Source organism: Tessaracoccus sp. MC1756 (genome assembly GCF_014164735.1).
Taxonomy (GTDB): Bacteria; Actinomycetota; Actinomycetes; order Propionibacteriales; family Propionibacteriaceae; genus Arachnia.
On the sequence record NZ_JACJFZ010000003.1, the window covers coordinates 35,120 to 57,673 of the forward strand.

At 68.4% G+C, this 22,554-nt stretch carries 20 protein-coding genes; 1 reads left to right on the forward strand and 19 read right to left on the reverse strand.

All coding sequences use genetic code 11. The annotated features are described in order from the left end of the window. Nucleotides 1-54: 54 nt before the first annotated feature. The 14 genes from aroB to H5393_RS09375 form a co-directional block, all read right to left on the reverse strand. The gene (gene aroB / locus H5393_RS09310) at nt 55-1,128 is read right to left on the reverse strand and encodes a 3-dehydroquinate synthase (RefSeq protein WP_182766426.1); all 1,074 of its coding nucleotides are present in this window, start codon (nt 1,126-1,128) and stop codon (nt 55-57) included. Then, a complete protein-coding gene (locus H5393_RS09315; RefSeq protein ID WP_182764688.1) occupies nt 1,125-1,643 on the reverse strand; it encodes a shikimate kinase in 519 nt (172 codons plus the stop codon). The genes aroB and H5393_RS09315 overlap by 4 nt, the downstream gene beginning before the upstream one ends. Further along, nucleotides 1,640-2,836 carry a chorismate synthase gene (aroC, locus tag H5393_RS09320; RefSeq protein ID WP_182764689.1) on the reverse strand — a complete coding sequence of 399 codons (1,197 nt, stop codon included), beginning with the start codon at nt 2,834-2,836 and terminating at the stop codon, nt 1,640-1,642. The genes H5393_RS09315 and aroC overlap by 4 nt, the downstream gene beginning before the upstream one ends. A 13-nt stretch (nt 2,837-2,849) precedes the next feature. Next, a complete protein-coding gene (locus tag H5393_RS09325) occupies nt 2,850-3,677 on the reverse strand; it encodes a shikimate dehydrogenase (protein WP_182766427.1) in 828 nt (275 codons plus the stop codon). After that, entirely contained in the window at nt 3,674-4,807 is a 1,134-nt protein-coding gene (gene mltG / locus H5393_RS09330) for an endolytic transglycosylase MltG (protein WP_182766428.1), read from the reverse strand. Before mltG ends, H5393_RS09325 begins: the two co-directional genes overlap by 4 nt. Next, entirely contained in the window at nt 4,804-5,265 is a 462-nt protein-coding gene (ruvX, locus tag H5393_RS09335) for a Holliday junction resolvase RuvX (protein WP_370585966.1), read from the reverse strand. Before ruvX ends, mltG begins: the two co-directional genes overlap by 4 nt. Further along, nucleotides 5,258-7,909 carry an alanine--tRNA ligase gene (gene alaS, locus H5393_RS09340; RefSeq protein ID WP_182766430.1) on the reverse strand — a complete coding sequence of 884 codons (2,652 nt, stop codon included), beginning with the start codon at nt 7,907-7,909 and terminating at the stop codon, nt 5,258-5,260. Before alaS ends, ruvX begins: the two co-directional genes overlap by 8 nt. A 25-nt stretch (nt 7,910-7,934) precedes the next feature. Beyond that, a complete protein-coding gene (locus H5393_RS09345; RefSeq protein WP_182764694.1) occupies nt 7,935-8,171 on the reverse strand; it encodes a DUF6167 family protein in 237 nt (78 codons plus the stop codon). Continuing rightward, nucleotides 8,168-8,548: a DUF948 domain-containing protein gene (locus H5393_RS09350; protein ID WP_255436439.1), complete on the reverse strand. Its 381-nt coding sequence runs from the start codon at nt 8,546-8,548 to the stop codon at nt 8,168-8,170. Before H5393_RS09350 ends, H5393_RS09345 begins: the two co-directional genes overlap by 4 nt. A gap of 21 nt (nt 8,549-8,569) precedes the next feature. After that, nucleotides 8,570-9,931 (reverse strand): replication-associated recombination protein A, encoded by a 1,362-nt coding sequence (locus H5393_RS09355; RefSeq protein ID WP_182766431.1) that lies wholly within the window; start codon nt 9,929-9,931, stop codon nt 8,570-8,572. A 9-nt stretch (nt 9,932-9,940) separates the two neighbouring features. Next, on the reverse strand, nt 9,941-11,752 hold the full coding sequence (aspS, locus tag H5393_RS09360) for an aspartate--tRNA ligase (protein WP_182766432.1): 1,812 nt from the start codon (nt 11,750-11,752) through the stop codon (nt 9,941-9,943). 79 nt (nt 11,753-11,831) lie between these two features. Beyond that, nucleotides 11,832-12,455, reverse strand: a complete 624-nt coding sequence (locus H5393_RS09365; protein WP_182766433.1) for an NADPH-dependent F420 reductase — start codon at nt 12,453-12,455, stop codon at nt 11,832-11,834. An 8-nt stretch (nt 12,456-12,463) separates the two neighbouring features. Next, entirely contained in the window at nt 12,464-13,798 is a 1,335-nt protein-coding gene (gene hisS / locus H5393_RS09370) for a histidine--tRNA ligase (RefSeq protein WP_182766434.1), read from the reverse strand. Nucleotides 13,799-13,811: 13 nt separating this feature from the next. Then, nucleotides 13,812-14,483 (reverse strand): MBL fold metallo-hydrolase, encoded by a 672-nt coding sequence (locus H5393_RS09375; protein WP_220486408.1) that lies wholly within the window; start codon nt 14,481-14,483, stop codon nt 13,812-13,814. Between the two features lie 30 nt (nt 14,484-14,513). Between H5393_RS09375 and H5393_RS09380 the strand changes: the two genes are divergently transcribed. Then, entirely contained in the window at nt 14,514-15,758 is a 1,245-nt protein-coding gene (locus tag H5393_RS09380) for a DUF349 domain-containing protein (protein ID WP_182766435.1), read from the forward strand. A 90-nt stretch (nt 15,759-15,848) separates the two neighbouring features. Here H5393_RS09380 and H5393_RS09385 read toward each other — a convergent pair whose 3' ends face one another. The 5 genes from H5393_RS09385 to secD are packed head-to-tail and all read right to left on the reverse strand — an operon-like array spanning nt 15,849 to nt 22,552. Next, nucleotides 15,849-18,122: a bifunctional (p)ppGpp synthetase/guanosine-3',5'-bis(diphosphate) 3'-pyrophosphohydrolase gene (locus H5393_RS09385; RefSeq protein WP_182764701.1), complete on the reverse strand. Its 2,274-nt coding sequence runs from the start codon at nt 18,120-18,122 to the stop codon at nt 15,849-15,851. Nucleotides 18,123-18,170: 48 nt separating this feature from the next. Further along, complete coding sequence (locus tag H5393_RS09390) at nt 18,171-19,256, reverse strand: TrkA family potassium uptake protein (protein WP_182766436.1); 1,086 nt, start codon at nt 19,254-19,256, stop codon at nt 18,171-18,173. Nucleotides 19,257-19,260: 4 nt separating this feature from the next. Next, the gene (locus H5393_RS09395; protein WP_182766437.1) at nt 19,261-19,809 is read right to left on the reverse strand and encodes an adenine phosphoribosyltransferase; all 549 of its coding nucleotides are present in this window, start codon (nt 19,807-19,809) and stop codon (nt 19,261-19,263) included. After that, entirely contained in the window at nt 19,806-20,954 is a 1,149-nt protein-coding gene (gene secF / locus H5393_RS09400; RefSeq protein WP_182766438.1) for a protein translocase subunit SecF, read from the reverse strand. The genes H5393_RS09395 and secF overlap by 4 nt, the downstream gene beginning before the upstream one ends. Beyond that, on the reverse strand, nt 20,954-22,552 hold the full coding sequence (secD, locus tag H5393_RS09405; RefSeq protein WP_182766439.1) for a protein translocase subunit SecD: 1,599 nt from the start codon (nt 22,550-22,552) through the stop codon (nt 20,954-20,956). The genes secF and secD overlap by 1 nt, the downstream gene beginning before the upstream one ends. Nucleotides 22,553-22,554: the final 2 nt, after the last annotated feature.

Consider the following 22,554-nt stretch of genomic DNA (forward strand, 5'->3'; position numbering starts at 1 on the left):
TGGGCCCCGGGGAACGCACTGCGTTCCCCGGGGCCCCTTACGTTGTCGGCTGCGTCAGCAGAGTTCGCGGTAGGCGGCTTCCATGGCCGCCTCATCCGGCGCGTCGATGATGACGGGCTTGCCGAACTCCGTGATGCCGACGAGCCGCAGGATGTTGCCGCGGGCCTTCTTGTCGAGGTTCATGATGGCGCGCAGGTCCTCCCACGCCGACTGCTCGTAGCGCAGCGGCAGGCCCAACCCGCCGAGGAGGTCGTCGTGCATGGCGACCGACTCGTGGTCGAGGCCCAGCAGCTGCCGCGACACCCGCGAACACCAGGCCAGGCCGACGGCGATCGCATCGCCGTGGCGCCACGTGTAGCGCGCGTGCGCCTCGATTGCGTGCCCGAGCGTGTGGCCGTAGTTGAGCGACTCACGCCCAACGCTGGCGCCCTTCGACGTCGCCTCGCGGAAATCTGCGGCCACCACCGTCGCCTTCACCTGGACGGCGCGGGTGACGAGTTCGGCGAAACGGTCGCTGCGCACATCCGCGGCATCTGCCAGGTCCTCACGCGCCAGGTCGAGGATGCGGGTGTCCGCGATGAAGCCGCACTTCAGCACCTCGGCCATGCCGGAGCGCACGTCGCGGTCCGGGAGGCTGTCGAGCAGGGCCAGGTCGCAGATCACGCCCACCGGCTCGTAGAACGCGCCCACCAGGTTCTTGCCGGCATCGAGGTTGATGCCCGTCTTGCCGCCCACCGCCGCGTCGACCATCGCGAGCACCGAGGTGGGGATGCTGATGTAGGGCACTCCCCGCAACCAGGACGCGGCCACGAAGCCGGCCAGGTCTGTGGCGGTACCGCCGCCGATCCCGATCACCAGGTCACTGCGCGTGAAACCGGCCTCAGCGAGGGCGTTCCAGCAGCGGCTCAGCATCTCCACGGTCTTGGCCGCCTCGGCATCCGGCACCGGCAGCAACAGGACGCGTTGCTCTAGCATCCCGGCCACCTGCGCGGCGATCGCCGAGAGCGGTTCGGGATGGATGATGGCCACCCTCGTTGCGTCGCCCACCAAGCCGGGCAACTGGGCGAGCGCGCCCCTGTCGATGTGGACCTCGTAGGGGCCGAGGGCGGATTCCACGCGAACGCTCATTCTTCCGCTCCTCCCTGAGCACCACGTTCAGCGGCAAGGTCGTCGGCGACCTCGGAACTGCCGTGACCATCAGTCTCCACGATCTGGGTGGCCAGCGCTTCATAAACTGGATTCCGCTCCCGCAGCAGTTCGATGAGGCGGCCGCGCACATTGCCCAGCAGCATGGGGCGTGCCTTGTTCATGCCGACTCTGCGCGTGGCCTGCCCGATGGACACCTTCAGCCAGATCACCTCGTGGCCGCCGTCGCGCAGCGCCTGCTGGATGGCCTCGTTCATCACGGAGCCACCGCCGAGCGACACCACCTCATACGCCTCGAGCAACTCCAGGGTGGCCTCCTGCTCGAGGGCACGGAAGTACGCCTCGCCCTCGTCGGCGAAGATCTCCGCGACGGGCTTGCCCTCAACCTCTTCGATGCGCTGGTCCACGTCGACGAAGGTCTTGCCCAGCTTCCGGGCGAGCCTCTTGCCGACGGTGGACTTGCCTGCGCCGGGGGCGCCGACCAGAACGATGCTCATCGGCCGATCTCCAGGCCGCGGGCGGCCACGTCTGCCAGGTAGGACTCGTAGTTGCGGCGGGTCTCCCCCACGGAGTCGCCGCCGAACTTCTCCAGCGCGACCTCCGCCAGCACGAGCGCCACCATGGCCTCACCCACGACGCCGGCGGCGGGCACGGCACACACGTCTGAGCGCTGGTGGTGGGCCGCGGCGGCCTCACCGGTGGTGGTGTCGATGGTGCGCAGCGCGCGCGGGACGGTGGCGATGGGCTTCATCGCGGCGCGGACGCGCAGCACCTCCCCGGTGGACATGCCGCCCTCGGTGCCGCCCGAGCGGTGCGAGGCGCGGCGGATGCCGCCGTCGGCGGGCAGGATCTCGTCGTGGGCCAGCGAACCGCGGGTGCGGGCGAGGGTGAAGCCGTCACCCACCTCGACGCCCTTGATGGCCTGGATGCCCATCAGCGCGCCGGCCAGCTTCGCGTCGAGGCGCCGGTCTCCCTGCGAGTGTGAACCGAGGCCCGGGGGCAGTCCCCAGGCCAGCACCTCGACGACGCCGCCCATGGTGTCGCCCTCCTTCTGGCAGGCCTCCACCTCTGCCTGCATCGCGACGGAGGCCTCAGCGTCGAAGCACCGCACCGGGTCCTCGTCGATGGCGGCCAGGTCCGCGATGGTGGGGAGGTCTTCGCGGCCGGCCCGCACGGGGCCCAGTTCCACCACGTGGCTCAGCACGGTGATGCCGAAGGCCTGGTCGAGGAACGCCTGCGCGATGGTGCCCAGCGCGACGCGGGCGGCGGTCTCCCGGGCGGAGGCGCGTTCGAGCAGCGGGCGGGCCTCGTCGAAGTCGTACTTCTGCATGCCGGCCAGGTCTGCGTGACCGGGGCGGGGACGCGTGAGCTTGGCGTTGCGGGCCAACTCAGCCAGCTCTGCCTCGTCCACGTGACCAGGCGCCATCACCCTCTGCCACTTGGGCCACTCGGTGTTGCCGATCATGACGGCGATGGGCGAACCGATCGTCTCCCCGTGGCGGAAACCGCCCAGCAGGGTGAGTTCATCGGCCTCGAACTTCATCCGTGCCCCGCGGCCGACGCCCAGCCGGCGACGGGCGAGGTTCCGGGCGATCTCCTCGACACCCACTCGTACATGGGCCGGGATGCCTTCCATGGTGGCGATGAGCGCTTGGCCATGGGATTCACCGGCAGTCAGGTATCGAAGCATGAGGGTCATTGTGTCAGAGAAGGGAGCGCCTCTTGAGTTCCCGACCGGCTGCCGAACGGCACTCCTCGAACGTCACGCGGTGCCCGGTGAGCAGGAAGAACTGGTCCACCGCCTGACCGGCCAGGAGGTCAAGCCCGTTGAGCGACAAGCGGCCGGCGTCCTCGGCCGCGAGCCCGAGCGGCGTCGGCCAGGGGTCGTAGACCGCATCGAAGACGACCTTGGCCTGCTCGGCCAGTTTCGTTGCGTGCTCGGCCGTGGCCGTTGGCGGGATGGTGCTGGCCACGAGGTCCACCGGACCGACGCTCTCCCCCAGCAGGGTGACCTCGGCGTGCAGCCCCAGGGTGCGGGCCAGTTCGAGGATCGACGCCGCCCGCTCCGGGCGCCGAGCCAGCACGATGATCTCCCTGGCCTCGAGCCCCGCGAGGGCGAGCACCAGCGAACGCGCCGTGGCGCCGTTGCCGAGGATGGCCGCAGTGCGGGGCGTCCCGAGGTCGTGCGCCCGCCATGCGCGGACGAAGCCGGGCACGTCCGTGTTGTAGACCCTGGGCTCAGCCCCGAAGACGATCGTGTTGCCGCCCCCCACCAGCCGGGTGGGTTCGTCGGCCTCCCCGTAGGCCAGCGCTGCCTCCTTGTGCGGGGCGGTGACGCTGAGACCGGCCCAGGCCGGATCGTCGAGGCGGGACCGCACGAAGCCGTCGAGTTGCGCGGGCGTGACGGTGACGGCGTCGTAGCGCCACACGAGGCCGTTGGCCCGGTAGCCGGCACGGTGGATGGCCGGCGACAATGAATGTTCGGCCGGGTCGCCGATCACGGCGGCCCGGTAGCGCCCTCCGGCGCTCATCCGCTGCAGCGGCCGGTGTTGGCCTGGCACCAGGCCTGGAACTCGGCCTGGTTGGCCTGGTGCTCCTCCAGGGTGGCGGCGAACTTCGTCTCGCCGGTGTCCAGGTTGACCGTCACGAAGAAGAGCGCGTCGGTGTCTGCCGGGTTGAGCGCGGCGAGGAGGGCCGATTCGCCGGGATTACTGATGGGGCCCGGCGGGTAGCCCTTGTGCACATAGGTGTTGTAGGGCGACGGGTTCTGGCGTTCCTCGGCCGTGGTGGTGACGGTGTCCCACCGCTGCACTGCGTAATGGACGGTGGAGTCCATCTGCAGCGGCATGCCGGCGTTGATGCGGTTGTAGATCACGCGTGCCACCATCGGCTGGTCCTTGGCGCTGCTGACCTCTGCCGCGATGATTGACGCGGTGGTGACGATGTTGCGAGGCGTGACGCCCAGCGCCTGCGCCCCCTCCTCCAGCTTGATCTTGTCCGCCACGCGGTTGAACTGCGACACCTGGGTGGCGATCAGGTGCGAGGCGACCGCCGGCTCACCCACCTGGTAGGTGGACGGGAACAGGAAGCCCTCCAACTGGCCGTTGGCATAGCCGGGCAGCGGGTAGATGGTGGGATCTGCTGCGGCGGCCTCCATGTCGGCGTAGGTCAACCCGATCACGGAGTTGGCCGGCCGTTCCATGATCTGCCACTGCCTGACGGACACGGTGCCTTCCGGGAAGGTCACCATCAGGCGCTCCACGTTCTCCGGATCCAGCAGCATCGTGAACGCCGTCTCAGCCGGCAGTTCCTTCTTCAGGTTGAACCTCCCTGCCTGGAGCTGGTCCGACTCCCCGCTGCGCGTGGCCACCTGGCGGAAGGTGCGGGTGGACTTGATGACACCCGCCTCGCGCAGGATCTCGCCGATCTGGGTGATGCTCGCGCCCCGGGGGATGACGATCTGGACGTCGTCCTTCCCCTCCCCCATGTAATCCTCGGCGGTGCGCCAGGACACGTAGGCGTCGTTGGCCTTCGAGTAGACGAACCACCCGCCGCCGATGAGCACCGCCAGCGACAGCAGCACCGCAAAGGCGCTGCGCGCCGTGTAACCCAGGCGGCGCCAGTTGAGACGACCGTCGTTATCGGTGAACTTCGCGTTCACTCTGCCTCCAGCTCTACAGATTCTCCGACCGGGTGTCCCGTTCGCCCTTCGGCGTCGAGGGCCCGCTGCAGGATCTCCACGGCCGCAGCCTGGTCGATGACCCTGCGCTGCTGCTTGGCGCGACGACCTGCGTCGCCCAGACTACGGGATGCCGACGCGGTGCTCATTCTCTCGTCGACGAGCCGCACCGGTGTCGCCGTGATCACCCGGGCGAGCTGGGCCGCCTTCTCGACGACGAATTGCGCGGCGAAGCTGCGTTCACCGGCGAGGGTGAGCGGGAGCCCCACGTAGACGACCTCAGGCTCGTACTCCGCCACGATGGCCGCCAGGCGCTGCATTTCGCCGGGTCCCGCCGGCACGGTCTCGACCGGGTAGGCGAAGGAGACCCCGGCGTTGCACGCCGCGACCCCGATCCTCGCCTTGCCCCAGTCGATCCCGAGGCGCGCACCCTCAGGCACGCTCCTCCAGCGCCGTGCGGACAGCAGCGATGGCCTGCGGGCCGGCGGACGCATCGGTGCCGCCGCCCTGGGCCAGGTCGTCCTTGCCGCCGCCCTTGCCGCCCATTGCTGCGCACGCGACGGAGATCAGGCGTCCGGCTCCGAGCCCCAGGCCGCGCGCCGACTCGTTGGTGGCCACGATCGCCGTAGGCCTCTCTGCGCCACCGATCAGCGCGACGACGCCGGGACCGCTCCCGAGCCGTTCGCGCAGGTCCAGCGCCAGGGTCCGCAGCTCGTTGCCGCCCACCCCGGGCGTCTCGACGCCGAGGAAACGGACGCCGTTGACGTCCACCGCCTGGTCGACGAGCGAGGCGGCGCCGGCCAGCAGCTTCTCGGACTGGAGCTTGGCGATCGCCTTCTCCGCGTCCTTGAGCTGGGCCACCATCTTCTCGACGCGCTCCACGAGGTTGTCCGGGCGAACCCGCAGGGCGTCGGTCAGCTGGTTGACGAGCGCGCGCTCAGCCGCGAACTTGGCGAACGCATCCGTGCTGACCAGCGCCTCGACGCGGCGCACGCCGGAGCCGATCGACGACTCGCTGAGCAGGTTGAGCACACCGATCTCCGCGGTGTTGGCGACGTGGGTGCCACCACACAGCTCACGGGACCATGGACCCGCGAGTTCGACCATGCGCACGACCGGCGGGTACTTCTCGCCGAACATCGCCATGGCGCCGAGTGCCTTGGCGTCCTCCAGCTTCATCTCCTGCGCGCTCACGGCGTAGTTGGCGATGATCGCCTCGTTGGCCCTGGCCTCGACCTCCGCCTTCAGCTGGTCCGACAGGCCCTTCGGCGAGGAGAAGTCGAAGCGCATGTAGCCGGGCTTGTTGTACGAGCCCGCCTGCGTCGCGGTGGAACCCACCAGTTCGCGCAGCGCGGCGTGCACGATGTGCGTGGCGGTGTGCGCCTGGCAGGCACCGTGACGCGCTGCGGCGTCGACGCGTGCATCTGCCTGCGCACCGAGCGGCAGTTCGCCGAACACCTCCACCCGGTGCACGACCAGGCCGGGCACGGGGCGCTGGACGTCGATCACATCCAGCGAGAACCCGTCGCCGACGATGGTGCCGCGGTCTGCGTCCTGGCCGCCGGCCTCCGCGTAGAACGGGGTCTCGGTCAGCACGATCTCGACGGTGGTGCCGTCCGTGGCCCGGTCGACGTTCACGCCGTCGGCGATGATCCCGCGCACGCTGGTGGCCACGGAGAGGTCCGTATAGCCGAGGAAGGGCACCTCACCCTTCTCGCGGAGCTGACGGTAGGCCTCCACCGAGGCGGCACCGCCCTTCTTCGCCTTGGAATCCGCGCGGGCGCGTTCCTTCTGCTCCTTCATGAGCTCGTCGAACGTGGCGCGGTCCACGGAGAGGCCGGCCTCGCCGGCCATCTCCATGGTGAGGTCGATCGGGAACCCGTAGGTGTCGTGCAGCTGGAAGGCCTTGTCACCGGGCAGGGTGGTGGTGGCGGACTTCTTCACCTCGCCGACGGCGGTGTCGAACATGACCGTGCCGGACTGCAGGGTGCGACGGAAGGACTCCTCCTCAGCGTAGGCGGACTGGGACACCCGGCCCCAGGCCTCCTCGATCTCCGGGAACGATCCGAGCATGGCGGCCTTGGACACGGGCAGCAGTTCCTGCAGCACCGGGTCCCCCACGCCGAGGAGGCGCATGGCGCGTACGACACGACGCAGGAGGCGGCGCAGCACGTAGCCGCGCGCCTCGTTGCCGGGGGTCACGCCGTCGGTCATCAGCATGAGGCCGGAGCGCACGTGGTCTGCCACGACGCGGAACCGGACGTCGTCCACGTCCGAGGCGCCGTAGGCCTTGCCCGAAAGCTCGGCCGCCTTGGCGATGACGGGGTACACCTCGTCGATCTCGTACATGTTCGCCACCCCCTGCTTCAGGTAGGCGACGCGTTCGAGGCCGGAGCCGGTGTCGATGTTGCGGTGGGGCAAGGGGCGCAGGACGTCGAAGTCGTCCTTGCGGCGCACCGCGGAGAGCTCCTCCTGCTGGAACACGAGGTTCCAGATCTCGAGGAAGCGGTCCTCGTCTGCCTCCGGGCCGCCGTCGGGGCCGAACTCCGGCCCGCGGTCGATGTAGATCTCCGAGCAAGGCCCACCGGGGCCGGGAACGCCCATGTGCCAGTAGTTGTCCTTGAGCCCGCGCTCCTGGATGTGTTCGCGCGGGATGCCCATCGTGCGCCAGAGGTCCATGGTCTCCTGGTCACCGTGGAGCGCGGTGACCCACACCTTGTCGGCGTCGAAACCCCATCCACCGTCGGCCTCGGAACCCGTCACCAGGTCAAAGGCGTACTGGATGGCGCCTTCCTTGAAGTAGTCGCCGAACGCGAAGTTGCCCAGCATCTGGAAGAAGGTGCCGTGCCGGGTGGTCTTGCCCACCTCGTCGATGTCGAGGGTGCGGACGCACTTCTGCGAGCTCACGGCGCGCTTGTACGGTGCGGGCTCGTCGCCCAGGAAGTAGGGCTTGAACGGCACCATGCCCGCGTTCACGAACAGCAGCGTGGGGTCGTTGTACAACAGCGATGCGCTGGGGACCTTGGTGTGGTCCCGCGCCGCGAAGAAGTCGACGAACCTGCTCCGGATATCGGAGGTCTTCATACGTGTGGTTCCTTGAAAGTGGAGATCAGTTGGAGGTTGGTTCGGGGAGGTCGAGCTCGCGACGAAGCTCGGCCTCGCGCTCGGCCATGGCGCGGCGGAAGGTGGCCATGAAGTCGCCGAAGCCGGCGGCTGTCTCGTGGCCCTTCTTCTCGACCTGCTCGGCCATCCCGCGCGGCGTGAGCTTGTGCAGCAGTTCCCGGCCCCGCAGCATCACGAAGATGGTCAGCCCGATGCCGACGAGCATCCAGAAGAAGCGGCTCACTTCCTGCGCCCCTTGAGTGCCTTCCGCACGCCATAGCTGAACGCGGCGGTCTTCACCAGCGGGCCACCCAGGGTGGCGGCGAACAGCGTGGACAACTGGGCGGCGTTCTCGCTCACGACGGTGGCGTGCCCGGTGACCTTGGCAGCGTCTTCGGTCACGACCCCGAGCTTCCCCAGCTCGGCGTTCGTGGTGGCCACGGTGCTCTTGAGTTCCTGCAGCACCGGCACTGAGTTGTGCCCGATGTCGCGGACGGCGAGACGCACCTCGTCGAGGGCGCGCCCGGCTTTGAGCAGCGGTACTGCGGCCAGGGCCACGAATACGCAGGCCGCGATCGCGGCGATCAGGCCTGCGACCTCTCCAACAGTCATGAGCGTCATGGGCGTAACTCTAGCCGACCATCATCCTTCGCCCAGCAGCGCGCGCAGCGCAGCGACGCGCTCGGCGATGGCGGCCTCCTGACCGTGGTCCGTGGGGTGGTAGTACTCAGTTCCGGCGAGGTCGTCCGGCAGGTAGACCTGCGGCGCCACGCCGTGCGGGTAGTCGTGGGCGTACTTGTAACCCTTGCCGTGGCCGAGCTTCTCGGCACCGGCGTAGTGGGCGTCGCGCAGATGGGGTGGCACCAGACCGCCCTTGCCCTGCCGGATGTCGGCGATCGCCGCGTTGATCGCCGCGTAGGCCGCGTTCGACTTCGGCGCCGTGGCGGCCGCGACGGTGGCGTGGGCCAGCGTGATGCGCGCCTCGGGCATACCGAGCAGCTGCACGGCCTGGGCCGCGGCCACGCACGTCTGCAGCACTCCGCTGGCGGCCATGCCGATGTCCTCGCTGGCCGAGATCATCAGGCGCCGCGCGATGAACCTGGGGTCCTCCCCCGCCTCGAGCATCCGCGCCAGATAGTGCAGGGCCGCGTCCACGTCGGAGCCGCGGACCGACTTGATGAACGCCGAGATGATGTCGTAGTGCTGGTCGCCGTCCTTGTCGTAGCGCACCGCGGCGCGGTCTGCCGACGACTCCACAGAGGCCACGTCGATCAGCGCCCCACCCTTGGCGTCGGCTGCCGCTGCGGACTCCTCGAGGTAGGTGAGCGCGCGGCGGGCGTCGCCGCCGGCCAGCCGCAGAATGAGGTCGCGGGCGTCGTCCGCCAGTTCGAACAGGTCGCCGTTGGCGCGCGCCAGGCCGCGCTCGTCCGTGAGGGCGCGGTCCACGAGGGCGGAGAGGTCCGCGTTGTCGAGCGGCTGCAGGCGCAGCAGGAGCGAGCGCGACAGCAGCGGCGAGATCACCGAGAAGCTGGGGTTCTCCGTGGTGGCCGCGATCAGCGTGACCAGCCGGTTCTCCACGGCCGGCAGCAGCACATCCTGCTGGGCCTTGGAGAACCGGTGCACCTCGTCGACGAACAGGACGGTGGCGTTGCCGCGTGCCAGTTCCCGCTTGGCCTCGGCCAGCTCCGCCCGAACCTCCTTGACCCCGGCCGTGACGGCCGAGAGCTCGACGAAGCGCCGGCGGGTGGCCTGCGAGACGACCGAGGCGATGGTGGTCTTGCCGACGCCGGGAGGCCCCCACAAGAACACCGACATGGGTTGGCCCTCAGCGAGCCGGCGGAGCGGTGAGCCGGGGGCGAGGAGGTGCTGCTGCCCGACGATCTCGTCGAGCGAACGCGGCCGCAGGCGCACCGCGAGGGGCGCCTGCGGGTTCATCGCGTCGCTCAGCGACCCGCCCCGGGCCGTGGGCTCGGGGTCAGGGTTGCCGAAAAGGTCGTAGCTCATGGCCGTGGCTCAGGAAGCGCCTTCTGCCGGCTTGGCGTCCTTGGCGTCCTTGGGTTCCGGCTTGTGGTCCACGCCGGCCTCCCTGCGCTGCTTCGGGTCGATCGCGGCCGGGGCCTCGGTCAACGGGTCGAATCCGCCGCCGCTCTTCGGGAAGGCGATGACGTCGCGGATGGTGTCGAAGCCGCCGAGCAGCATGACGAGGCGGTCCAGCCCGAACGCGATGCCGCCGTGCGGCGGGGCGCCGAAGCTGAAGGCGTCGAGCAGGAAGCCGAACTTCTCCTGGGCCTCCTCGTCGCCGATGCCCATGACCTTGAACACCCGCTCCTGCACGTCGCGGCGGTGGATACGGATGGATCCGCCGCCCACCTCGTTGCCGTTGCAGACGAAGTCGTAGCCGTAGCTGAGCGCCGAGCCGGGATCGGTGTCGAACGTGTCCAGGCACTCCGGCGTCGGCGAGGTGAAGGCGTGGTGGACCGCGGTCCACTTGCCCGCGCCCACCGCGACGTCACCGGCGGCCTGAGCGTCCTCCGTCGACTTGAACATGGGCGCGTCGACCACCCAGACGAAGCTCCACTCGTCCTCGTTGATCAGGCCGGTGCGGCGACCGATCTCGAGGCGGGCGGCGCCCAGGAGTTCCTGGGACTGCTCCCGGCGGCCGGCGGCGAAGAAGATGGCGTCGCCCGGCTGGGCGTCCATGATCCCGGCGATGCCGTCGCGCTCCACGTCGGACAGGTTCTTGGCCACGGGGCCACCGAGCGTGCCGTCCTCACCGATGGTGATGTAGGCGAGCCCACGGGCACCGCGCTGCTTGGCCCATTCCTGCCAGGCGTCGAACTGACGACGCGGCAGCGAGGCGCCGCCGGGCATCACGACGCCGCCGACGTACGCGTTCTGGAAGACGCGGAAGGCGGTGTCCTTGAAGAACTCGGTGAGTTCGCGGATCTTGAGGTCGAAGCGGAGGTCCGGCTTGTCGGAGCCGTAATTGTCCATAGCGTCATGCCAGGTGATCCGCGGCAGCGGCAGCGGCATCTCGACACCGATCAGACGCCAGCAGGCGGCCATCACCTCTTCGGAGAGGGCAATGACGTCGTCCTGGTCCACGAAGCTCATCTCGATGTCGAGCTGGGTGAACTCCGGCTGACGGTCCGCGCGGAAGTCCTCGTCGCGGTAGCAGCGGGCGATCTGGTAGTACCGCTCCATGCCGCCGACCATGAGCAGCTGCTTGAACAGCTGAGGGCTCTGGGGCAGGGCGTACCACTTGCCCGGGTGGAGGCGCGCAGGAACGATGAAGTCGCGGGCGCCTTCCGGCGTGGAGCGCGTCAGCGTGGGGGTCTCCACGTCGTAGAAGCGGTGCCTGGCCAGCACCTCACGGATGGTGTGGGTGACGTTGGAACGCAGCACCATGGCCTCGTGCTGCCGCGGGCGGCGCAGGTCGAGGTAACGGTACTTGAGACGCACGTCCTCACCGACGGTGGTGCGCTCGTCGATCTGGAACGGCAGCGGCGCGGCGGGGTTCAGCACCTCGAGCTCGCGGATGACCACCTCGACCTCGCCGGTGGGGATGTTGGGGTTGACGTTGCCGTCCTCACGCTTGTCCACCAGCCCGGTGACCCGGATGCAGAATTCGTTGCGCAGGTCGTGGATGCCGGCGGATTCGAGGTATTCGTCGCGCACGACGATCTGGCAGATGCCCGACGCATCCCGCAGGTCGATGAAGGCGACGCCGCCGTGGTCGCGGCGCTTGGCCACCCATCCGGCGAGAACGACTTCCTGGCCCACGTGCTCGGCACGCAACGTGCCGGCCTCAAAGGTGCGAATCACTTCACTTGTCCTATCTTCGGCTGCATAGACGGTGCAGCTCGTCCGGCCATCGTAACGAGACTCTGGCGTGGGGCGACAATCAGAGGCCGAGTGCCTCACGGAGTTCCGGCGCGGACACGGGCTTCCCGAAGACCGGGGAATCCGGTTCCAGGCAGCGGGACGCGGCCGTGGGTGCCTCCACCGGATCGAAGCCCAGGGAGTCGACGACGGAGGCCACGACGGCGCGGGCCTCCTGGTCGTCGGAGATCACGGCGATCGCCCGGCGCAGCGGATGGCCGGCCTCCCGGGCGTCTCCCGTGAGGTCCAGATAGCCGAGGTGGTTGAGCGACTTCACGAGCCGCATCTCCGGGTTGCGCTTTTTGATCAGCGACGACGTGGTGCCGCCGTGCTCCTCGTCGAGGTGACCGCCTGCCGCCTCCCAGGCATTCATCGCGTCGACGACGATCTTGCCGCCCAGCGCGGCGAAGTCCACGGAATGCGCCTTGCCGAACGGGATGGCCAGGACGACCAGATCCGACCGCGCGATCACGTCAGCCTCGGGCAGCAGGCGGGCGCCGGGGAGCACCGTGCCGATGACGAGCTCGAGCATGGCCTGGCGCGGCGAACCGGAGATTCGCACCTCGTAGTCGGCGTCGAGGGCCAACCGGGCGAGCGCCGTGCCGAGCTTGCCCGCGCCGATGACGCCGATGCACTGCACGTCCATGGCGGGCGTCAGAGCGCCGACCCGACGGCGACTCGGAGGTCTTCAGCCGGGGCCATCCATTCCAGCGGGGAGGCCGCGACCTGCTCGCCGGTGCGGATGTCCTTGACCGAATCGTCGTGGCCGGCGCCGAACCAGACGAACGGGATGCCGCGACGCTCGGCATAGCGGATCTGCTTGCCGAACTTGTCTGCCTTCGGCGCAACCTCGACCGGGATGCCACGGCTGCGCAGGGCGGCCGCCACTGCGATGGCCTGCTCGCGGGCCTCCTCGTTGTCCACGGCGACCAGGACCGCACTGGGGACGGAGCGCGACGCCGTGAGCTTCTTCTGCCCGATGAGGGGGGCGAGGATGCGGGTGATGCCGAACGAGTAGCCGACACCCGGGAAGGTGGTCTTCCCGTCGCTGGCGAGGGAGTCGTAGCGGCCGCCGGAGGCGACCGAGCCGAGCTTCTCCGAGCCCACCAGCGAGGTCTCGTAGACAGTGCCGGTGTAGTAGTCCAGCCCGCGGGCAATCTTGAGGTCCGCCACCACGCGGTCCGGCACCGAACGCCCCGCCACCCGGATCAGCGCGGAGAGTTCCTCCAGGCCGGTGTCCAGCAGTTCATGGGTGACGCCCAGGGCCCGCACGTCGTCGACGAACGACTCGTCCGTGGCGGCGATGCCGGCCAGCGACACACAGGCCTTGGCCTGGGCGCTGCTCAGGCCGAGCTCGCCGGTCAGCAGTTCGGCCACCGCGTCCGGACCGATCTTGTCGTACTTGTCGACGCGCTGCAGCACCGCCGCGGTGTCGTCGATGCCGAGACCCCGGTAGAAGCCCTCGGAAAGCTTGCGGTTGTTCACGTGCAGGCTCACGGGGGGCAGCCCCAGGTCCGTGTGGAGCTTCTCGAACACGTCAAGGGCCACGAGCGGGATCTCCACGTCGTGGTGCGCGGCGAGGTTCCCCTGCCCGACGATGTCGATGTCGGCCTGCGTGAACTCACGGTAGCGGCCCTCCTGGGGGCGCTCACCGCGCCAGACCTTCTGGACCTGGTAGCGGCGGAAGGGGAAGACCAGGTGCCCGGCGTTCTCCAGCACGTAGCGGGCGAACGGCACCGTCAGGTCGAAGTGAAGTCCCAGTTCGTCGGCATCCGCCGCTTCCGCGTGGAGGCGGCGGACCACGTAGATCTCCTTGTCGATCTCGCCCTTGCGCGCGAGTTGGTCGAGCGGCTCGACGGCCCGGGTCTCGATGGGGGCGAAACCGTGCAGCTCGAACGTGGTGCGCACCACGTCGAGGACGCGGTTCTCCACGAAACGACCGGCGGGCAGGAACTCGGGGAAGCCGCTGAGCGGCCTGGGGCGGGACAAGGTGGCGGTACCTCTACACGTTTCCGGGCTGCAGGTATGGGTTGGAAGCGAGTTCCTGGGCCAGGCTGGTGGGCTGGCCGTGGCCCGGCAGCAGAGGGGTCTGCGCCGGGAAGTGCTCGACGATGCGCCGCAGCGAGTCACGCATCTCGGCCATGTTACCGCCGGGCAGATCGGTGCGCCCGATCGTGCCCGCGAAGAGCACGTCGCCGCTGAACACCACTGTGGTTCGCGACGAGCTGACGCGAAGCAGCGTGGAGCCCTTGGTATGCCCGGGCGCCGCGAAGGCCTCGACGGTGAGGCCGGCGACCGTGAACGGCTCGCCGTAGTCGCGCACGTCGTCGATGGCGGGCAACGTCTCCGAGCCGGTGAGTTGACGCAGCATCGCGGCGCCGCTGGGCCCCAGCCCATCAGCTGGGCGGGTGAGGAGGTGCTGGTCAGCGGTCGACAGATAGACGGGCACGCGCCACCTCGCGGCGAGCAGATGGGCGTCGCCCACGTGGTCCAGGTGGCCGTGCGTCGCGAGGATGGCCATGGGGCTCAGCCCGCGCTCACGGATGAGCGCCCCGACAGGCTCATCGGCGGTGATCCCGGGGTCCACGATGACGCACTCCGACACGTCCTCGGAAGCGCTCACCACATAACAATTTGCTTGCCATGGGGATACAGGTATGGGCTGGACGAGCACACACCCACCCTATCCCGCTAGATTGGGCCCATGAGCGAACAGCAAGCGCCCGCAGATTTCGGCCGCGTCGATCCAGACGGCACGGTGTACGTCATCACGGGTGACACAGAACGAAGTGTCGGGCAGATTCCCGATTCCACCCCCGAGGAAGCCATGGCTTTCTACGTCCGCCGTTACGAGAACCTGGCTGCGGAGGTGACCCTGCTGGAATCCCGCGTGAAGGCTCAGGCGATGTCGCCCGAAGAGGCGCGCACCGCGATCGAAACTGCGAAGAAGAACGTCGCCGAGGCCAACGCCGTGGGAGACCTGCCGGCGTTGACCGCACGCCTCGAGGCCGTCAGTGAGCTGCTGCCGGCACAGATCGAGGCGCGGAAGGCCCAGCGTGCGGAGCAGAACGCGGTCACCGTGGCCGCGAAGGAAGCCATGGTCGTGGAGGCCGAGCAACTCGCCGCCGGAAACGACTGGCGCGGCGGCGTGGACCGCTTCCGCACCCTGCTGGACGAGTGGAAGGCACTCCCCCGCATCGACCGCGCCACGGACAACGAACTGTGGCACCGCTTCTCGTCGGCGCGCACGCAGTACACCCGTCGCCGCAAGGCGCACTTCTCGGAGCTGAATTCGCATCGTGACGACGCGAAGGCCGCCAAGGAAGCGATCATCGCGGAGGCCGAGCCGCTCGCCACGTCCACGGACTGGGGCGCCACCTCTGCGGCCTTCCGTGACCTGATGACCCGCTGGAAGGCCGCGGGCAGCGCCCGTCGCGCAGACGACGACAAGCTCTGGGCACGCTTCCGGGGCATCCAGGACGAGTTCTTCAACGCCCGCTCCGAAGCGCAGAACGCCGCCGACGGCGAGCAGTCGGAGAACCTGGCCGCGAAGCAGGCGCTGGTGGAGAAGGTCGAGAAGGACCTCGAGGGTGTGACCGACATCGAGGCCGCCAAGAGCATCCACCGCGACTTCCTCGCCCAGTTCAACGAGATCGGCCATGTGCCCCGCAACGCCATGCGCGACATGGACAACCGGGTCCGCACCCTCGGCGAGAAGGTCTCCGAACTCGAGGCCGAAGAGTGGCGTCGCACGGATCCCGAGGCGCGCGAGCGCGCCGAGAGCACCGTGAAGATGTTCGAGGACCAGATCGCCAAGCTCGAGCAGGACCTCGCCCAGGCGCAGGAACGCGGCGACGACAAGAAGGCCAAGGACGCGCAGAAGTCGATCGAGACCTACACCAGCTGGCTGGAGCAGGCCCGGGAGACACTCGCAGATTTCACCAAGTAACCGGTCCGGGAACTTCGAGGGAGATTCCTGCCACATCGGCGCCCGAGGGCGTCATGTGGCGGGAATCTCCTTTTTTGTGGCCGGGTGCGCTCAGCCGGCGACGCGGAAGACGTCATAGACGCCCGGCACGCGCCGGATCAGGTTCATCACGTGCTGCAGATGGGTGGGATCTGCGGATTCGAACGTCATCTTGCCCGTGAACTGGCGTTGCTTGTTCGTGGTGATGTTCACCGCGAGGATGTCGAGGTGCTGCTCTGAGAGCACCGACGACACATCGGAGAGCAGGCGCGCGCGGTCGATGCCCTCGATCTGGATGGTCACGCTGAACGACGCGCCCTCCTGACTGTCGGACCAGGACACCGGCACGATGCGCTCGGGTTCCTTCATCAGCGACGGCACGTTGCTGCAGTCGCGGCGGTGCACCGAGACGCCGTCGCCCTTGGTGACGAAGCCCACGATGTCGTCGCCGGGCAGCGGGTAGCAGCACTTGGCGTACTTGGCGATGACCGAGTCATCGCCGTCGACGAGGATCCGCGCACCGTCGGTGAGCGGCCGACGGTGCTGTTTGACCACCAGGTCTTCCGTGACGGTGTCGACGGTCTCGTCCTCGCCGCCGTGCAACTGGACGAGCTTCTCGACCACGCCCTGCGGGCCGATGTGGCCCTCGCCGATGGCCACGTAGAGGCTGGGCACGTCGTTGTAGCCGAGGGCGTTGGCGACGGCCGTGAGGTTCTCCAGGGTCAGCAGTCGCTGCAGCGGGACGCCGGCCCGACGCAGGTCCTTCGCGAGCATGTCCTTGCCCTGCTCCATCGCCACGTCGCGACGTTCGCGGGAGAAGTGCTGGCGGATCTTCTGCCGCGCCCGCGAACTGACGACGAAGCCCAGCCAGTCACGGCTGGGGCCCGCGCCTTCGGCCTTGGAGGTGAGGATCTCGACCTTGTCGCCCTGCTGCAGCGGGGTGCTGAGCGCCACGAGGCGGCCGTTGACCCGAGCCCCGATCGTGCGGTGGCCCACCTCCGTGTGGACCGCGAAGGCGAAGTCGACGGGCGTGGCGCCGACGGGCAGCGCCATGACCTCGCCCTTCGGCGTGAACACGTAGATCTCGTCCGCGTTGATCTCGAACAGGACCGAGTCGAGGAACTCGCTGGGGTCCTCGGTCTCCTTGCTCATGACGCCCAGCTGGTGCATGGCCCGCAGGCCCGCCTCTTCGGGCGACACCCCGTCGCGCAGGTCCGCCTTGTACTTCCAGTGCGCCGCGACACCGTACTCGGCGCGGCGGTGCATCTCGTGCGTCCGGATCTGGAACTCGACGGGTTCGTTGTTGGCGCCCAGCACAGTGGTGTGCAGCGACTGGTACATGTTGAACTTGGGGCCGGCGATGTAGTCCTTGAACCGGCCGGGGATGGGTTTCCAGCCCGCGTGCGCCACGCCCAGCACCGCGTAGCAGTCCTTGATGTCGTGGACGAGGACCCGTAGACCGATGAGGTCGTAGATGTCCTTGAAGTCGCGGCCGCGCACCATCATCTTCTGGTAGATGGAGTAGTAGTGCTTCGGCCGGCCGTAGACCGTGGCGTCGATCTTGGCCTCGACGAGGAGTTTCTGGAACTGGGCGATCAGTTCGCGCAGGTAGCGTTCGCGGCCGGGTGCCTGCTGGGCCACCATGTCAACGATCTCGGCGTAGAACTTGGGCTCGATCGTGGCGAACGAGAGGTCTTCCAGTTCCCACTTGATCGTGTTCATGCCCAGGCGGTGGGCCAAGGGGGCGAAGATGTTCAGGGTTTCCGTGGCGATCCGCACCCGCTTGTCGGGGCGCAGGTAACCCAGGGTGCGCATGTTGTGCAACCGGTCCGCCAGCTTGATGACGAGGACGCGGACCTCTTCACTGGTGGCCATGATCATCTTGCGGATGGTCTCGGCCTTGGCCGTTTCGCCGTAGGTGAGCTTGTCCAGCTTGGTGACGCCGTCGACCATGTGGGCGACTTCCTCGCCGAACTCCAGCTGCAACTGCTCCAGCGAGTAGTCGGTGTCCTCCACCGTGTCGTGCAGCAGCGCGGCCACGAGCACCGGCTCCGTCATGCCCAGTTCCGCCAGGATGGTCGCAACGGCCAACGGATGCGTGATGTACGGGTCCCCGGATTTGCGGGTCTGGCCCTCGTGGTGGTGCTCCGCGACGCGGTAGGCGCGCTCGATGACCGCCAGATCGGCACGCGGATGGTTGGACCGGACGATGCGGTTCAGGGGATCGAGGATGGCCGATTTGGGCCGCACAGCACCCAGCCGGGCCAGCCGGTGCCGCATCCGGAGACGCGGCTGTTCCGGCCCGGTCACCAACCGGGAGGTACCGCCGAGGGGCTCATCCGTCATGCTGGCCAAGTGTAGTGCGTGTGCGCGCAGTGACGCGGACGGCGCGGATCAGAGGTCGTCGTCATCGACCGCGCGCAGCACGTCCTTCGACGCGGGCGGCGCGGCCCGGCGCACGACGATGAGCTCGTCGCCCGTCTCGATGCGGGTGGCGGTCTGGTCGTAGAAACGGCGCAGGGTGCCGTTGCGGATCAGACCGATGACCCGCTCCCCCAGCACGGACGACGGCGGCTTGCCCACTTCCTCGATCTCCGCGAGACGCTGGTGGACCTCGAGGCCCTCCGCGCCGGTCAGCATGTCCTGCATGATGGTGCCGAGTTCGGGGCCGATCGCCGACAGGCCCAGGAGCCTACCGACCGTCTCGGAGCTGGTCACCACCGACGACGCACCGGATTGGCGTACCAGCATCACGTTGTCCTGCTCCCGCACGGAAACGATGACGCCGGCCGTGGGGTTGATCTGCCGAACGTTGAGGGTGGTCAGGATGGCCGCGTCGTCACGGTCCAGCGAGATGATCACCTGCCGAGCCTTGGCCACCTCCGCCCGTCGCAACAGTGAACGACGCGTGGCGTCGCCCTGGAACGCGGCAAGCCCGTCGAGGTTCGCCTCGTTGACGGCCGCGGCCGAGTTGTCGATGACGACGATGCGGTCCGGCTTCTGGCCCTGCCTGCGAAGTGTGTTGACGGCGCTTCGCCCCTTGGTGCCGTAGCCGATGACGACGACGTGGTTACGCATGGTTCTTCTCCACAGGTTGTCCTTGATGCTGCGGCTGCCCTCGTTGGCGAGCACCTCGATGGTGGTGCCGACCAACAGCACCAGGAAACCGATGCGCAGCGGCGTGATCACCAGCGCGTTGATCAGGCGGGCATGCGTCGCCACCGGGGTGATGTCGCCGTAGCCGGTGGTGGTGACGGTCACCGTCGAGTAGTAGATCGCGTCGATGAAACTGACGCCGTCCTGGGCGGTGTTGTCGCGGTACGCATCGTTGTCGAGCCACACCAGCATGGTGGAGATCATCAGCAGGATCAGCGCGAGGGCGCCGCGCCGCGCCAGTTCCTTGAAGGGGGAGCTGGTGATGCGGGGCAGACTGACCAGGGACAGGACCCCGCCGCGCCCCCCGGGCTGCAGTTTGGCCATGGCCTCAGACTGTCACCACTGCGGTGCAGTTGTCGATGCCACGCTCAACGAGCCGCTGACGGCCGCCGAGGAAGCTGAGTTCCATCACGACGGAGACGTGGACCAGGTCCGCGCCCATCTGCTGCAGGAGCTCAGCAGTGGCCCCGACCGTGCCGCCGGTGGCGAGCACGTCGTCGACCACCAGGACACGGGCCCCGGGACGGATGGCGTCGCGGTGCATCGTGAGGGTCTCGAAGCCGTACTCCAGTTCGTAGGAGTGGCTGATGATCTCACCCGGCAGCTTGCCGGGCTTGCGCACCGGCACGAATCCGGCCCCGAGCGCGAGGGCGACGGGGGCCGCGAAGATGAATCCCCGGGCCTCCATCCCCACCACGATGTCGATGTGCTTCGGGGCGGTGGTCACCAATTCGGTGATCGCGGCCTGGAAGCCCTTCGCCGATGCCAGCAGCGGCGTGATGTCCTTGAACACCACCCCCGGCTTCGGGAAGTCGGGGACGTCGGCGATCAGTTCGCCGACGAGGGCGCGCCGAGCGGCCGACTCGTCCTGGGTCACTTCCCCTTCTTCCGGTCGGCCCTGGCACCACCCGTGCGACGCACGCGGCGTTCCCCGGGGGTGACGGGCGAGATGGGCGCCCGGTCGTCCGCGGCAACGGCACCGGAGTGCACGAGGTTCTCCTCGGCGACCTGGTGACGGTGCGCGGACTTGGCCTCAGCGCGCGCCTTGCGACGCTCGATCCGCTCACGGTGCTCGGCCATGGCAGGCTCGCGCTCCCGCAGCATCGCCAGGATGGGCGAGGCGATGAACAGCGAGGAGTATGCACCGGCCACCATGCCGACCAGCAGGGCCAACCCGAGGTCTGCGAGCGGACCACTGTCCAGGAGCGTGCCCGCTGAGAACAGCGCCAGCACGGGCAGGATGCCGATGATGGTGGTGTTGAGGGAGCGGACGATCACCTGGTTCGTCGCGAGGTTGGCCCGCTCCGAGTAAGTCCAGTTGGTCTCTTCGATGTTCCTCGTGTTCTCGCGGATCTTGTCGAACACCACGACGGTGTCGTAGAGCGAATAGCCCAGGATGGTCAGCACACCGATGACGGTCGACGGGGTCACCGTGAAGCCGACGGCGGCGTACACGCCGACGGTCAGCAGCAGGTCGTGGAACACGGCCACGATGGCCGCGATCGACATCTTCCAGTCACGGAAGTACACCGCGATCAAGAGCATGACGAGCACGGTGAAGACCACGAGCGCGATGACGCCCTGCCGGGAGATCTCCTTGCCCCACGAGGCACCGATGGCGTTGTAGGTGACGTCCTCGGAGGACACGCCCGCCAGCTCGGCGATCTCGCCGCGGGTGGTGGTGGTCTCCGCCGGCGACAGCGTGCGCGTCTGGATGCGGATCTGCGAGTCGCCCAGGGAGAACACCTGGGGCTCGAGCTCCTCGATGCTGAACTCGTTCACCTGGCTGCGCACGTCGTCGACCGTGGTCGAGGTGACCTGCATCGGCACCTGGAAATCGGTGCCGCCGCGGAACTCGATGCCGAGCGTCAGGCCCCTGATCAGCAGCACCAGGATGGTGAGCACCAGCAGGACGCCGGAGATCATGAACCACAACTTGCGGTGCCTGATGAAGTCGTAGGAGATCTGGCCCGTGTAGAGACGGTGGGCGAATCCCAGCTTCTTGTCAGTCGTCTCGGACATCACGCCTCCTGCAGGGTGGTCGAGGGAGCAGCGGTGCTGCGGCGGAACCGGCGGCCGAGCAGTGAGTCACGGGACACACCCATGTGCGCGGCGTCGAGACCCGACCACTTGTGGCCCTGCCCGAAGAACGCGGTGCGGCCGAGGAGTTCCACCAGCGGCTTCGTGAAGAAGAACACGACCACGAGGTCGAGGACAGTCGTCAGGCCCAGCATGAACGCGAAGCCCTTCACGCTACCCACAGCCAGGATGAACAGCACCACGGCCGAGAGCAGCTGCACGGCGTCGGAGATCACGATGGTGCCGCGCGCCTTCGCCCACCCGGACAGCAGCGACGACTTCAGCGACTTGCCGTCGCGGATCTCGTCGCGGATGCGTTCGAAGTAGATGACGAACGAGTCTGCCGTCATGGCGATACCGACGATCGCACCGGCGATACCGGGCAGGTTCACCGCCACGCCCATCGTCGAGCCCAGCAGGACGACCATGGCATACGTGGCGGCGGCGGCCGCGATGAGGGAGGCCACGACGACGATGCCCATCGCGCGGTAGTAGATGAACGAGTACAGCGCGACGATGATGAGGCCGATCAGGCCGGCGATGATGCCGACGCGCAACTGCTCACCACCGAGGGTGGCCGACACGGTCTCGACCTGCGACGGCTCGAAGCTGAGCGGCAGGGCACCGAACTTGAGCACGTTGGCCAGTGCCGCGGACGACTCAGCGGTGAAGCCGCCACGGATGATCGCCTCGCCGTTGACGATGCGGTCCTGCGCCGTGGCCGCCGACTCCACGACGCCGTCGAGGACGATTGCGAACATGTTGTTGGGCTCGGGCTGGCCCACCAGGGCACCGGTGAGTTCCGACATCTGGCGCGTGCCGGTGTCGTTGAAGGCGAGCGTCACGGCGTACTGCAGTTCGCCCTGCGGGATCCCGAAGGACGCCGTGGACAGCTCCTGGCCGCGGATGACCGTGGGGCCGAGCAGGTACTTCTGCGAACCCGTGGAATCACAGGCGGCCAGGGCGCGGGTGGGGTCCTCGTGGGTGTCGTCGCCGCACGCGAAGGACTCGAAGTAGGAGAGGTCTTCCGGGGTGGGCTGGTAGTTGATCGCCTCGGGCGTGCCCAGCTGCTGCGGGTCCTCGCCGTCGGCGGTCTCCGGAGTGGGCGCAACCGGCAGGCCCGGGAGGGCGGTGCCGTCCTCCGTGGCCGGGTCCGGCGACTCACCGGTGCCCACGCCTACGTTCAGGATGCGGCGGAACGCGAGCTGCGCGGTGGCGCCGACCAGGTCGACGAGGTCGTCGCGGGACACGTTCGGGGCGGACACGACGACGTGCCGCTCACCCTGAACGGCGACGCTGGCCTCGCCCACACCCAGGCCGTCGACACGCTGGCGGATGATGTCGCGGGCGAGTTCGAGCGACTCGAGGGTCACGGTCTTGTTGGTGGCCGTGAGCGTGATGGTCTGGCCACCCTGCAGGTCGAGGCCGAGCTTCGGCCCCCAGGTCTTGGTGGCGGCCATGATGGTGAAGAGTCCTGCCAGGATCAGCAGGAAGACGATGAGGACGACTCCTGGTCGTGACCTCTTAGCTTGCGTTGCCACGG